This window comes from Microbacterium sp. (assembly GCF_041909575.1).
In the GTDB taxonomy this organism is placed as follows: domain Bacteria; phylum Actinomycetota; class Actinomycetes; order Actinomycetales; family Microbacteriaceae; genus Microbacterium.
Map to the genome: position 1 here is coordinate 39,452 of NZ_JAYRDE010000003.1, position 13,358 is coordinate 52,809.

11 protein-coding genes are annotated in these 13,358 nt (G+C 69.6%); 7 read left to right on the top strand and 4 right to left on the bottom strand.

Annotation, left to right across the window (positions count from 1 at the left end; all coding sequences use genetic code 11):
• Nucleotides 1-30: 30 nt before the first annotated feature.
• Nucleotides 31-390 carry a hypothetical protein gene (locus ACE3O1_RS01005; RefSeq protein ID WP_374311520.1) on the bottom strand — a complete coding sequence of 120 codons (360 nt, stop codon included), beginning with the start codon at nt 388-390 and terminating at the stop codon, nt 31-33.
• Nucleotides 391-669: 279 nt separating this feature from the next.
• Here ACE3O1_RS01005 and ACE3O1_RS01010 point away from each other — a divergent pair, with 279 nt between their 5' ends.
• The 3 genes from ACE3O1_RS01010 to ACE3O1_RS01020 all read left to right on the top strand — a co-directional run bounded on the left by ACE3O1_RS01010 (nt 670) and on the right by ACE3O1_RS01020 (nt 4,538).
• On the top strand, nt 670-2,232 hold the full coding sequence (locus tag ACE3O1_RS01010) for a sugar transferase (protein WP_374311522.1): 1,563 nt from the start codon (nt 670-672) through the stop codon (nt 2,230-2,232).
• A 3-nt stretch (nt 2,233-2,235) separates the two neighbouring features.
• Nucleotides 2,236-3,465 (top strand): glycosyltransferase, encoded by a 1,230-nt coding sequence (locus ACE3O1_RS01015; RefSeq protein WP_374311524.1) that lies wholly within the window; start codon nt 2,236-2,238, stop codon nt 3,463-3,465.
• A 101-nt stretch (nt 3,466-3,566) separates the two neighbouring features.
• The gene (locus ACE3O1_RS01020; RefSeq protein ID WP_374311526.1) at nt 3,567-4,538 is read left to right on the top strand and encodes a DUF6492 family protein; all 972 of its coding nucleotides are present in this window, start codon (nt 3,567-3,569) and stop codon (nt 4,536-4,538) included.
• A gap of 12 nt (nt 4,539-4,550) precedes the next feature.
• Here the strand turns inward: ACE3O1_RS01020 and ACE3O1_RS01025 are convergent, their stop codons facing one another.
• Entirely contained in the window at nt 4,551-5,303 is a 753-nt protein-coding gene (locus ACE3O1_RS01025; protein ID WP_374311528.1) for a hypothetical protein, read from the bottom strand.
• Here ACE3O1_RS01025 and ACE3O1_RS01030 point away from each other — a divergent pair.
• Nucleotides 5,274-6,419: a glycosyltransferase family 4 protein gene (locus tag ACE3O1_RS01030; protein WP_374311530.1), complete on the top strand. Its 1,146-nt coding sequence runs from the start codon at nt 5,274-5,276 to the stop codon at nt 6,417-6,419. The two genes, ACE3O1_RS01025 and ACE3O1_RS01030, sit on opposite strands and share 30 nt — an antisense overlap.
• Here ACE3O1_RS01030 and ACE3O1_RS01035 read toward each other — a convergent pair.
• Both ACE3O1_RS01035 and ACE3O1_RS01040 read right to left on the bottom strand, forming a co-directional pair.
• Entirely contained in the window at nt 6,397-8,070 is a 1,674-nt protein-coding gene (locus ACE3O1_RS01035; RefSeq protein ID WP_374311532.1) for a polysaccharide biosynthesis tyrosine autokinase, read from the bottom strand. The genes ACE3O1_RS01030 and ACE3O1_RS01035 overlap by 23 nt on opposite strands.
• A 108-nt stretch (nt 8,071-8,178) precedes the next feature.
• Nucleotides 8,179-9,459, bottom strand: a complete 1,281-nt coding sequence (locus ACE3O1_RS01040; RefSeq protein WP_374311534.1) for a hypothetical protein — start codon at nt 9,457-9,459, stop codon at nt 8,179-8,181.
• Nucleotides 9,460-9,613: 154 nt separating this feature from the next.
• Here ACE3O1_RS01040 and ACE3O1_RS01045 point away from each other — a divergent pair, with 154 nt between their 5' ends.
• From ACE3O1_RS01045 to ACE3O1_RS01055, 3 genes are read left to right on the top strand one after another with little or no spacing between them, the layout of a single operon-like run.
• Entirely contained in the window at nt 9,614-10,690 is a 1,077-nt protein-coding gene (locus tag ACE3O1_RS01045; protein ID WP_374311536.1) for a polysaccharide pyruvyl transferase family protein, read from the top strand.
• The gene (locus ACE3O1_RS01050) at nt 10,687-11,898 is read left to right on the top strand and encodes a Coenzyme F420 hydrogenase/dehydrogenase, beta subunit C-terminal domain (protein ID WP_374311538.1); all 1,212 of its coding nucleotides are present in this window, start codon (nt 10,687-10,689) and stop codon (nt 11,896-11,898) included. The genes ACE3O1_RS01045 and ACE3O1_RS01050 overlap by 4 nt, the downstream gene beginning before the upstream one ends.
• Nucleotides 11,895-13,355, top strand: a complete 1,461-nt coding sequence (locus ACE3O1_RS01055; protein WP_374311540.1) for a lipopolysaccharide biosynthesis protein — start codon at nt 11,895-11,897, stop codon at nt 13,353-13,355. The genes ACE3O1_RS01050 and ACE3O1_RS01055 overlap by 4 nt, the downstream gene beginning before the upstream one ends.
• Nucleotides 13,356-13,358: the final 3 nt, after the last annotated feature.

Genomic DNA, 13,358 nt, shown 5'->3' on the forward strand with positions numbered 1-13,358 from the left:
GCCACAGCGTACCCACCGGCCGCTCTCCGGTCAGGCCCGAGGGCGGAGCTCCTCGGGCGCCGGGAACGGCAGCCGGAATCGATCGAGGTCGGCGCCGACCGCCGAGGCCGCGCCGAACTCGTCCCCGACGACGGTGACGCCCCGGGGGCTCGCCTCGGAGATGCGCACCGGGCGCTCCGTGCCGTCGTCGAGCCGCAGCATCCAGCGGTCCGCGAGGTAGCCGATGCCGAGATCCTCCAGCAGCTCTTCGGCGTCGAGCCAGTCGATGGGTGCGTCGGTCCGCTCGCGGCCCAGCAGGTCGAAGACGCGGAAGCCGTCGCCGTCGGCCCGCATCCATCCGAGGACTTCGCCGTCGGGGCGGCGGTGTTCGATCCAGTCGGAGGGCAGCACGGGCGCGAGCCTAGCAACGACGCCGGACGCGCCGCATTTCGGTTGCCTCTTCCGGCACGTGCGCTTCTCTGGCTAGAATCGACTCACGTTCACCGAACGTTCACGGTTGCGCGACATCCGACTTGGGGCCGGATGAAGCGTTGATGTATCACCAGCGCAGCCGTTGGACTCGGAGAACTTATTCGTAGGGGGGCCTACGAACCACTGGGGAAAATCTGGGGATGCATCGATGATTCGATGGTCGCGCGATTTCGCGCATTTGCAAGAAGAGGACAGGCTGTGAGCGCCGTCGAGAGCGCTCTGCCGACGGGGCTGCGGGCACTTGGGGTGCCCGGGCTGACTGCCGTCGCGCCGTCGTCGCCGCTCGATCGAGAGTTCACGGGTGCGCGCGTTTCGCCGCGATCCACCCCGATCCTCGAAAGACGGCTGCTGTGGGAGCGCCGCTACGTGCGACGTCTGCGCATCACGGACGCCGTGATCGTGCTGCTCGCGACTGCGCTCACGCCTGTCTTCCAACTTCTGGTCGTCGCACCGGGCCTGCTGGCGAGCGATCCGTGGATCGTGGCGCGGATCCCGGCGGTGACGGCGGCCTTCTGGCTGCTGGTGCTCGCCGCGTTCCACACGCGTGACCGCGAGATCACCGGCTCGGGCGCCACCGAGTACAAACGGGTGGCGCACGCGTCGGGTCTGACCTTCGGCATCCTGGCGATCGCCTTCGTCGTCTTCCAGTGGCAGGGCATCCGCGCGCAGCTCATCTTCGCTGCGCCGATCGGGCTGCTCGCGCTGCTGATCGGGCGCTGGTCCTGGCGTCGCTGGCTGCACCGGCAGCGCCGCTTCGGCCACTACACCTCGCGCACTCTCGTCGTGGGCGGCCACGACGACGTCGAGTACGTCATCCGCACACTGCAGCGCGACGGCCAGCTCGGCTACCTCGTGGTCGGCGCGACCATCGCCGACTCGTCCGACCGGGCGATCACCGTCGACGGGATGTCGTACGAGTCCATCGGCAGCATCGACAGCGTCGCCCGCACGGCGACCGACGTCGGCGCCGACTCGATCATCATCGCGAGCCGGCCCGACGCCGACCCCGAGTACATCAAGCGTCTCAGCTGGGAGATCGAGGGCACGGCATCCGAGCTCATCCTCTCCAGCCGGCTGGCGGATGTCGCGGGTCCGCGCATCTCGCTGCGGCCCGTCGACGGCCTGCCGCTGATCCACGTGAAGATCCCGCGCTTCGAAGGCGGGCGGCTCGCGCTCAAGCGCACGATGGATGCCGCGGTCGCCGTCGTCGCACTGGCCTTGTTCGCGCCGTTCGCGATCATCATCGCCGCGGCGATCCTGCTCGAGGACGGCGGGCCGGTGTTCTTCACGCAGAAGCGCGTGGGCCGCGATGGGCGGGAGTTCCGCATCCTGAAGTTCCGCTCGATGCGCACGGACGCCGAGCAGCGGCTCACGGCGCTGCTCGCGGCGAACGAGGGCTCCGGACCGCTGTTCAAGATGAAGGAGGACCCGCGGGTGACGCGGGTCGGCCGCATCCTGCGCAAGTTCTCGCTCGACGAGGTGCCGCAGTTCTGGAACGTGCTGATCGGCGACATGAGCATCGTCGGGCCGCGTCCTCCGCTGCCGCGCGAGGTGCGCGCCTACGGCGGCACGGTCTTCCGGCGCCTGTACATCAAGCCCGGCATCACGGGTCTGTGGCAGGTCAGCGGACGCAGCGACCTGTCGTGGGAGGAGAGCATCCGGCTCGACCTGCGCTACGTCGAGAACTGGTCGGTGATGAACGACCTCATGATCATGTTCAGGACCGTGCACGTCATGGCCCATCCGAAGGGAGCGTACTGACCTATGGAGTCGGAGAAGACGGGGCTTCGTGCCGACTCGAGGGATCGCACGCTCACCGTGGCGATGATCGGAACCCGCGGCGTTCCCGCCGCCTACGGCGGCTTCGAGACCGCCGTCGAGGAGGTGGGTCGCCGGCTGGTCGAGCGCGGCCACCGGGTCACGGTCTACACGCGCGGCTCGGAGTCCCGCGACCCGGAGTACCTGGGGATGCGCGTGGTGCACCTGCCCGCCCTGCCTCAGAAGCAGCTCGAGACGCTCAGCCACACCGGATTCTCAGCGCTGCACGCGATGGTGAACCGCCGGCCCGACGCCGCGTTCGTCTTCAACGCCGCCAACGCGCCGTTCCTCCCGCTGCTGCGGGCACGGGGCATCCCGACCGCGCTGCACATGGACGGACTCGAATGGCGGCGGTCCAAGTGGGGCGCACGGGGCAAGGCCTACTATCGCTGGGCCGAGCAGTTCGGCGTGCGCACCGCAGACGCGCTGATCGCCGATGCCCCCGGCATCTCCGACTACTACGCCGACCAGTTCGGGGTTCCGACGGAGCTCATCCGGTACGGCGCGCCGATCCTCGACTCCGCGCCCGCTGACGGCATCCGCGAACTCGGACTCGAGCCCGGCGGGTACCACCTGGTCGTGGCGCGGTTCGAGCCGGAGAACCACGTGCTCGAGATCGTCGAGGGCTATCGCCGCAGCGATGCGCGGCGGCCCCTCGTGGTCGTCGGCTCGGCCCCGTACAGCGCCGCCTACACGCAGTCGATCCGCGACGCGGCGGGGACCGACCCGCGCATCCGCTTCCTCGGAGGCGTCTACGACCAGGAGCTCCTCGACGCGCTCTACTTCCACGCGATGACGTATGTGCACGGCCACTCGGTCGGCGGCACCAACCCGTCGCTCCTCCGCGCGATGGGCGCCGGCACGGCCGTCGTCGCCTACGACGTTTCCTTCAACCGCGAAGTGCTGGCGGAGGACGCGTGGTTCTTCGAGGACGAGCACGACATCGCGATGCACTTCACCGCGCTGGAGTCGGATGCCTCGGCCGTGGCCGGGCTCGGAGACCGGGCCCGCGTGCGCGCGCGCGACGAGTTCCGCTGGGACGACGTCGCCGCCGCGTACGAGAGCCTCGCGCGGCGACTCGCCAAGGGCGCCTCGGTGCACCCTGAGGCGCGTCGTGCGACCCGCCGGGCCGAAGAATGGGACTTCGGCGTGCGGGAACCGGTGACGGTGGGCTGACGCGTCAGAGCCGCCGGCCGATGCGCGGTCGCGCGCTGCCGTGCCCCTAGGCTCGGAGCGCGGCGAGTGGCGAACTCGCGGGACAAGGAGTGGCAGGCGTCATGCAGACCGACCGAGGCCCGAGGCCGCTTACGTTCGTCACGATCACCTACCGGGCCGAGGACACCCTTCAGCTGCTGCAGGCGCGGTCGCTGGGGCTGTATGCCCGACCCGAGGATGTGGCGTCCGTCATCGTCATCGACAACGGGGTCCCCCGGATGTCGCGTCGCACACGCCGTCGCCTCCGGGACGCTTACGGACCGCTGGCCGATCGCGTCCGCATCGTCCCGCGCTCCGAACTCGGCAACGACGTGGCGTCATCGGGCTGGATGAGCCAGCAGGTGATGAAGCTCGCCGCCCACAGCATGGTCGAGACACCGACCTACATCCTGCTCGACGCGAAGAACCACCTGATCCGCCCGGTTGCCGTCGGCGACTTCCTTGCGGAGGACGGCCGCGCACGCACCGGATTCCACAGCTATCGCGACCATCCCCTGCTTCCTCGGGTGCGCCGGGTGCTGGAGTATCTCGATCTCGACCAGAGCGCGGTCGACCGGTTCCCCCCGACCTCGACGCCGTTCGTCATGCACCGCGAGGTGGCCGGGTCCCTCGTCGAGGACATCGAGCGGTCATCTGGGCGGGCGTTCGCCGCCGAGTTCGTGCGGGCCGACCTCACCGAGTTCCCGCTCTACTCGGCCTGGCTCCTCCGTCGCGACGGGGGCTGGGACCGGACGTACGTCGACGACGCCATCCAGTCGCCGACGGTCTGGGGAGGGGGCGCCACGCGGAGCGGCGTGGACCACGCGATCGAACAGGCGAGGGCGTCGGATGCCCCCGCCTTCGGCGTGCACCGCCGGGCCCTCCACCGTCTGGACGACGAGGGCCTGCGGGTGCTCGCGGCGTTTCTGACCGAACGCCGACTCGTCTCCGACCCAGCGGAGTTCCGCAGCCTCCGGCGTACCTTCCAGCGGCAGTACGGTGCGGAGATCCTCAGGGCGCGGGTTGCCTCACGTCTCCGCGCGCGGCGCTCCTGAGGACCGGCGACGTCACGCGCTTGCGCTGAGAAAGTGGCTTACCTGATCGTGCAGGTCGCGGACGAGGCCGCGCGACTCCTTGAGGACGCGGGTGTGCCGACGGGTCGAGTCGTGGTGAACATCGGGAACGTCCCGCGGATCGTCGTGCGCGGACCACGGGAAGCGTAGGCCGGTCTGCTGCGGCATCCGCACCCGCCCCCTCCGCCGGTCGAGGATCTCCGCGTAGTCCGCCAGCGTCGCGGGCCCTCTGCCGTCTGCCAGGACTCGCCTGCGTTCACCCTCTTCCAGCGGCGGCGCGCCCAGAGCGACCGCCTCTTTCAGGGTGAAGGTGCGCCCGCGCGTCCTCGGCTGCATCCGGGCGACGCGCGCACGCTCCTCACGCGACGCGGCGATGATGAGATCGTGCTCGTCGAGGTCTGCGTGCGCGATCTGCGTCGACACGTGACTCGCAGCGGATGCCGCGCCCTCCGTGCCCGGGTCGATCAGCGACGCAGCCAGCCGGCACATGGGGTGCTGCCGGACGACGGAGATGCCCCGGCTGCGAACGGCCCACTCGGTGCCGTCGACACTCCCGGATCCCTCTTCAACGAACGTCGCTGCCATGAACGGCGACCGGCAGACGTTGGCCGCGCATACGAAGAGCACCCGGTTCGACATCTTCCTCCTCCACGATGTATGACGCCCACCGTACCCCGGCTGGCAGGGTGGGTGCGGATGCTCTGTCAAACTGACTCGATGACGTCGTCCACCGTTCTCGTCGCCCATCCGGGGTCCGAACTCTACGGATCCGACCGCGTACTGCTCGACAGCGTCATCGGGCTGGTCCGCTCCGCGGATCGAGTCGTCGTCACCCTGCCCGAAGAGGGTCCGCTCAGCGACGCACTGCGTGAGAACGGCGCCGAGGTGGTCGTCGGGCCGGCGTTCGTCCTGCGCAAGCGCCTGATGCGGCCCTCCGGCTGGGGAGAGCTCGTGCGTACGGGATGGAACGGCGCCCGCGCGGCCTGGTCCGTGCTCGGCCGCACCCGCCCGGAAGTCCTCTACGTGAGCACGATCACGCTGCCCCTCTGGCCGCTGCTGGGCAGGCTCCGCCGGGCCCGGGTGGTACTGCACGTCCACGAAGGAGAGGCTTCTGCCGGCCGGCTGACGAAGTCCGTCCTATACGGGCCCGCTCTCCTCGCCGATCGCATCCTCGTCAACAGCGCCTTCAGCTCAGCGGTGATGACCTCGACCTACCCCCGGCTCGCGGCGCGCGCGGAGATCGTTCCCAATGCGGTCCCCGGGCCGTCAGCACCGTCCGCGCCACGCGAGGCGACCTCGGACGGGCTGCGGATCCTGTTCGTCGGCCGGCTGTCGCCCCGTAAGGGGGCGGATCTCGTCGTCGATGCGGTGCGCCTCCTGGACGAGCGCGGCATCCAGGCGACTCTGGACATCGTCGGATCGACGTTTGAGGGCTATGAGCCGTACGAGGAGTCGCTGCGCATCGCGATCGAGGCGTCGAGGCTCGGCGAGCGCATCACACTCCATGGGTTCCAGTCGGACATCTGGGGCTTTCTCGACCGCGCGGATGTGCTCGTCGTGCCGTCGCGACTGGACGAGCCGTTCGGCAACACCGCGGTCGAGGGCATCCTCGCGGCCCGCCCCGTGATCGCCAGCGACACCTCGGGTCTGCGCGAAGCGACGGATGGCATCCCCACGGCTTGGCGCGTCACGCCGGACTCCGCCGCCGCCATCGCCGACGCGCTCGTCGACCTGGCCGCTCGGTGGTCGGAGGTGCGCGGCCAGGTGGACGCGTCGCGCCGGCTGGCCGCCGACCGACACTCTCCGCAGCGCTACCAGGCCAGGGTCGCCGAGCTCGTCACTAGTCCGAACGGTCGGCACTGATCCGAGCGTCTCCGTCGGCACGGCCGGTGACGGTGATTTCGTCGTCGATGGGGCCGTCGACGTCGCTCGATGCATCAAGCCCCGGGTCGACGTCGAGCCCCTCAAGCAGCCCCTCGTCGTCGAGCGGCTGCGCCTCGAGGGCTCTGTCGGCTTCGGTCGCAGAAGCGACCGCCGCTGTCGCCGGCGTGCTGTCGACTGGCGCGACGTCAAGCGGGGCGGAGGCCGCCGCCTTCGCGCCGCGCCGGTCGCGCCGCGTCTGGGGTGCTGTCGTCCGCTGGCGCTTCCCTCCGGACGGGCCGTAGTAGTAGTTGTAATCGTCGCCACGCTTGCGCTTGACGCGGCTGAACAGCACTCCGGCGACCTGAGCACGCGCCCGGTCGAGGGCTTCGAGCGATCGGGCAAGCTGGGCCAGATGGACCTTGCTCACATCGGCGACGACGATGGTGGTGTCGACGCTCTGCGCGATGATCGTCGCGTCGGACACGCTCAGGAGTGGAGCGGTGTCCACCACCATCACGTCGAACTTCCCGCGGAGTTCACGGAGCAGCTCCGTCATCCGCGCGGACGCCAGCAGCTCGGCCGGATTCGGCGGCACTTCGCCCGCGGGGAGGACCCACAGTGAGGTGTCACCCCAGGGCAGGCTCGCGTCCTCGAAGTCGACTGCGCCGACGAGCATCGTCGTCAGGCCGACGGAGTTCTCGAGTCCGAGCGTCTCGGCCACCATCGGGCGACGCAAGTCCGCATCCACGAGCAGCACGCGCAGGCCCGCTTCAGCGTAGGTGAGCGCGAGATTCACCGCGGTGGAAGTCTTGCCTTCACCGGGGATCGACGAGGTGACGGCGATCGCCGAGATGGAGTGTTCGACCGCGGCGAACCGGAGGCTGGACCGCACGCGCCGGTACGCCTCGGCCCCCGTACCGTTCGGTTCCGCGACCACCAGGGCCACCCGGTGTCCGTCCTTGCGCCGTGGGATGCCACCGAGGACCGGCAGGTCGGTGATGCGCCGCAGAGCCTCCTCCGACCGGACGCGCGTGTCCAGCAACGTCCAGACGGTGATCGCCAAGATGGCGAGGAGGACCCCGGCGAAGGCTCCGAGAACGGCGTCGCGCTGCTTGTTCGGCGAGGACTGGAAGGCGGCGGGCGTCGCCGGCTCGATCACGCGTGCGACGACGGTGGCGTTGCCGGCATCGTCCTTGGGGGAGATCTCCTCGACGACCTGCGCGAGGTTGTCGGCGATGCTGTTTGCGAGCTCGGCAGCGAACTCCGGGTCCGTCGAACCGGCCGTGACGTCGAGGATGACGGTGTTCTGCGGAATCGTCACAGTCGTCATATTCCGGATCTGCGAGTTCGTGAGGTCGACGTCCAGATCGTCGCGTACAGCGTCGAGCACGACGGCGGACATGGCGAGCTGAGCGAACGAGAGCATCTGACTCTGCGTGTAGGCGGAGCCCTGGTTGATGTCCGAGCCGCTGCTGGCTGACCGCATCGAGAAGTAGGTCGACGACGTGGATTGGTAGATGGCGGGAAGCGTGCTCGAGTATCCGAACGCGAGCAGTCCGCCCAGGAGCCCTGCCAGGAGCAGCACCCACCACGCGCGGACAAGCACTCCGAAGATGCGTCCCGGCGTCACCTGCGATTTGATGTCGGCCACTCGCTCCCGCTCATTCCACGCGCCTCTGAGAACGCGAACGGATCAGGCGACGTGTCGCCGCCCCTCCCCTGGGATACAGGGTACCGACGACGCCGAGGATTCCTAATCTCATCGCGACATTCCCGCTGTGGGCAGACGATCGCGCGAACCTGTCACGCCGTGCCACCGGCCGACCGTCGCTGTCGACAGGCCTTCCCTATGCCCGTACCGCAGCGCGTAGGCGCTCACCGCAAGACCTGCCGCGAACCAGACGAACGCGGCGTACTGGGTGATGAGCGCGACAGTCGCAAACGCCGGGATCTGCGCCACCAGCGCCACGCTGGCCGGTGTGGCGCGACCGATGATGACGCTGCCGAGAAGGATGGCGAGGAGCACGAGGACCACGGCGAGCGGAAGCAGCCCGAAACGGAGTCCGATCAGGATGAGCGCGCTGTCGATCGAGCGGAATCCCGCCCAGTAGTCCTCACCTGTCGGGAGCACCTCTCGCGCCGGGGAGATCCCGAGCACCGCCATCGAGTTGGTGAGCCCCAGGAGGTCGACGCGGTAGTCGGCGCTTCCCTCCGCCTCCGCGCCCGCCTCTCCGAAGACGTCGAGGATCGTCGGCACCACCGCAGCGGCTCCGACGACGAGGATCGACAGCACGGCTATGCGCAGCCCGCGACCGACATAGGCGCCGAGGAATATGACCCCGAGCACGAGCGTGACGGCGAAGCCGATGATGCCGAGCCGACTGAACGTGAGCACCGTCGCAGCGCCGACGACGACCAGTGCGGACGCGCGGACCCACGGGCGCCACCGCACCGCGAGCACGAAGGCCGCCGACATCGCCAGCGCGCCGCCCAGTGCGATCGAGTGTCCGAAGGCACCTTCCACGCGGAGCAGGCCGCCGCGCACCTGCAAGACGCCCCAGATGGACGAGGAAGCCCCCGGTACCAGGAGGAAGAGGTTCTCGCTCGTGACGAACTCGAGGATGCCCAGGAGAGCGGCTACGACAGCCGCAGTGGCGATGCAGGCCGCGACCCACTCCTCGCTCACGCGCGCGAGCACGATCCTGCCCCAGGCGTATGGCAGGAACCACATCACGACGCTGTCCTGCACGTGTCCCGTTATCGATCCGCCGATGGCGTAGGCGAGGAGGATCACGAGGAGCAGGATCACCATCACGGAGTCGACGATCGACCACCGCAGGTTCGGACCGATCCCCGAGATGATCGCGATCACCGTCATCGCGGTCAGGCCGCTGACGAATATTCCCATGCCGCCGGCACCGAGCCAGATGGGAGTGAAGAAGAAGGCGAGGGTCCACAGGGCCATACCCCACCGCGGATGTCGTCGTATCAAGAGGACGAGTCCGAGCACGGCGACCATCGCCGCCGCGGCGAGTGCCACGAGCTGTATCGGATTCGATCCCACGCCGGGCTCCCTGCAGTCCGTCGCCCGATTCTACGTGCGGGAGGGCCCCGTGCGAGGGAGTGGGGCGGCACCCCCTTAGGATGAACGGGGGAAGGGGCTCGGGCGGACCGGCCGAAGGGGGATCGATCGAGTGCGCATTCTCGTCGGCTGGGCAGGGGATTCATCTCCGAACCTGGGCGTTCGCGTGCTCGGCCGTGGATCGGCGGATCTCCTCCGCGCGACCTGGCCGGATGCCCGAATCGAGTTCATGGACTTCGGCGCCCGCCCCGTCGCGCTGCCGTGGGGACGTCCTCGCTCGCTGGTGCGCGAGCGCCTCACGGGCCGCGCCGGGATGATGGAGTGGCTCGCGCAATTCGATCTGTACTGGGACACGCGCTCGGGAGACAGCTTCGCCGACATCTACGGCATCCAGCGCCACGCGAAGATGTCGCTGGTCCACGAGTTCGCGGTCCAGGCCGGCGCTGCCGCCGTGCTCGCCCCGCAGACCATCGGCCCCTTCCGCTCGCGCCGCGGGCGCTTTCTCGCACGGCGCAACCTCCGCCGGTCGGCTCTGGCTTTCGCACGCGATCCTTCCAGCGCGGGCGCGGCGCGTGACCTCGGCCGCCCGGTGGACCGCATCACCACCGATCTCGTGTTCGGGATCTCCCAGCCCACCCCCTCCGGCGATCACGACGTCCTGCTCAACGTGTCCGGTCTCCTGTGGAAGGCGAGCGACCATGTCGACCACGGGTCGTACCGCGCGGCGGTGCACACGATCATCTCCCGCCTCCTCGCCGACGGCCGCAGGGTCACCCTCCTCCCCCACGTGCTCGACAGTCACGACGCCGACAACGACGTCCCCGTCTCGCGCGCGCTCCAGGACGAGTACGACGGCCGTATCGGACTGCACGTCCCCATCGACCTCGACGATGCCCGGTCGGTGATCGCGGGCGCGAAGCTCGTGATCGGCGCGCGCATGCACGCCTGCCTCAACGCCTTGTCGACCGGCACGCCGGCCATTGCTATGGCGTACTCGCGGAAGTTCCAGCCGCTCATGGCCGAGCTCGACTGGCCGCACGTCATCTCGCTGGCGGAATCGACGGATGCCGCGTCCGCGGTCCTCCGGGCGGTTGACGCGCCTGCCCTCCCTGACCGGGCCGGCAGCGCGATGGCGCGCGGCCAAGAGCTGCTCGCGCCCGTCGGCGATCTCGTCGGAGGCGTGGTGTGACCGAGCTTCGCGACCGAGTCCAGGACGTCCTCGCGCGGGACGCCTGCTCGGGGTGCGGCCTGTGCGCCCGGCTCGACGGGGGACTGCAGATGCGGCTGAACGCCGAGGGCTACATCCGCCCGACCGAAACCGGAGCGCCGGCGGAGGTGCCGGATGCAGCGGCCGTCTTCACGCGCTCGTGCCCCGGTGTGCGCATCACCGCGCAAGATCCAGCAGGCTCGCACCGTCATCCCCTGCTCGGCTCCTCGTTCGGCACCTGGGAGGCCTGGGCGACCGACCCCGAAGTTCGACTGGCTGGAAGCAGTGGCGGCGTGCTGACGGCACTTCACGCGTGGCTCGTGGCCAGCGGCCGCGCGGCCAGGATCGCAGGAGCCGCGGGTGATCCGAGGGCGCCGCGGCGCAGCATCCCAGTCACCATCACGACCCGGGAGCAGGCACTGGCCGCTGCCGGCTCGCGGTACGCTCCGGTCGCAGCGCTCACCAATACCGACGTCTTCGCCGAGGGCACCGCCGTCACGGCGAAGCCCTGCGAGATCTCCGCGCTGCGCGCGGCCGGCACCGGACGCGAGGGAGAGGGACCGCTGCTGCTGTCGTTCTTCTGCGCCGGCACTCCGAGCCAGCGTGCGACGGATGCTCTCCTGGAGGGCCTCGGCATCGGCCCGGAGCGAGAGGTCGACGCCCTGCGGTACCGAGGGCATGGCTGGCCGGGACGCTTCGCGGCGCGCGCCGGCGACACGGACGTGAGCGCCGATTACGAGGAGTCCTGGGGCAGCACGCTCGGACCCACCACGCAGTGGCGCTGCAAGGTCTGTCCCGACGGCGTCGGTGAGTCGGCGGACATCGTCGCCGCCGACTCCTGGGCGACTGACGAGCGGGGATACCCGCAGTTCGCCGAGGGAGCGGGGGTGAGCGCCCTGATCGCGCGGACCCGGCGCGGGCTCGAGGTGATCGAAGCGGCCATCGCCGAGGGGGTCATAGCCGTGCGGCCGCTCTCGATGGACGGGCTCGCGAACGCGCAGCCGCTGCAGACGGCCCGGCGCCGGTACCTGCTGGCGCGCCTGTGGGGATCCTCGCTTGCCGGCCGCACACCCCCGCGCTACCAGGGCTTCGGGCTGGCTCGCCTGGGTCTCGCGCACCCTCGGCGATTCGCCCAAGTGCTGCGCGGCACGTTGCGCCGCGTCCGCGCCGCCCGCGGGCGGCGCCAATGAGCTCCGATCTCGCGCACTCCGCGGCACGAGGCGTCTTCTTCACTCTCGCGGCTCAGATCGCCAAGCTGGTCCTGCAGCTCCTTTCGGTCGTCATCCTCGCCCGCCTGCTCACCCCCCACGATTACGGGCTCCTCGCGATCGTTCTCGTGGTGGTCGGCGTCGGCGAGATCTTCCGTGACTTCGGACTGACCACCGCATCCATCCAGGCCCCTGTCCTGACCACAGGTCAACGCGACAATCTCTTCTGGATCAATTCCGCGATCGGCGTGGTGCTCACGGGCGTGATGTTCGCACTGGCCTGGCCCATTGAAGCCGTCGTCGGCGAGCCCGAGATCGTCGGCATGGTCCATTGGCTCTCCCTTCTCTTCCTGCTCAACGGTCTGGCGACCCAGCACCGCGCGAACCTCGCCCGCGAACTCAAGTTCAAGGCCCTCGCGGTGATCGACATCACTGCAGCGGCGATCGCGCTGACCGTCGCCGTCGTCGCGGCGCTGGCAGGTGCCGAGTACTGGGCACTCGTCATGCAGCAGCTCGCGAGCGGCGTCGTCGTCCTGGGGGGTTGCGTGATCGCCGGTCGCTGGCTCCCCCGCTGGTACTCACGGCGGCACTCGGTCCGGGAGCTCCTGGGGTTCGGCTGGAACATCGTCGCGACGAACCTGCTCGTGTACGCGGGCTCTCAGATCGACACCATCCTTGTCGGGCTCAAGTTCGGGACGACGCCGCTCGGTTTGTACAACCGCGCCTACCAGCTCGTCATGACGCCGCTCAGCCAGGTGCGCTCCCCGACGAAGAACGTCGCCCTCCCCGTGCTTTCGCGCGTGCAGGAGGATCCGCCGCGCTTCGACAACTACCTCACCTCGGCGCAGTTGATGCTCGGCTACGGACTCGGCATTCCGCTGATCCTCGTCACGGCGCTGGCGGATCCGATCGTCCGGATCATGCTCGGACCCCAGTGGCTCGACGCGATCCCGATCGTCGCTCTCTTCGCCGTCGCGGGGCTCCTCACTACGCTCGCGTTCGTCGGCTACTGGGTGTACCTCTCACGTGGACTCGGCAAGCAGCTGTTCCGCTACACGATCGTCACGACGATCATCAAGATCACGTGCATCGTCGTGGGCTCCTTCCACGGGGTGCTCGGCGTGGCGGTGGGGTTTGCCGTCGCACCCGCGATCTCCTGGCCGTTGTCCCTCTTCTGGCTATCACGCATCACGCCCATGCCGACCGCCCGGCTGTACGCGGGGGCAGGACGCATCCTCGCGGTCTGCGCGTGGACGTGCGCCGCGGCGTGGGGCACGTCCCTCCTGGTCGCGCCGTGGGGCGCGTGGGCGATGCTCGCCGCGGGTGGCGCAGCGGGCCTCTGCGCCGCGGCATCCGCGCTCGTCATCCCGATCTACCGGCGGGATGCGCGCAACCTCACCGCGTTCCTCCGTCTCATGATCAAGCGTCGGCCCCGCTGACGA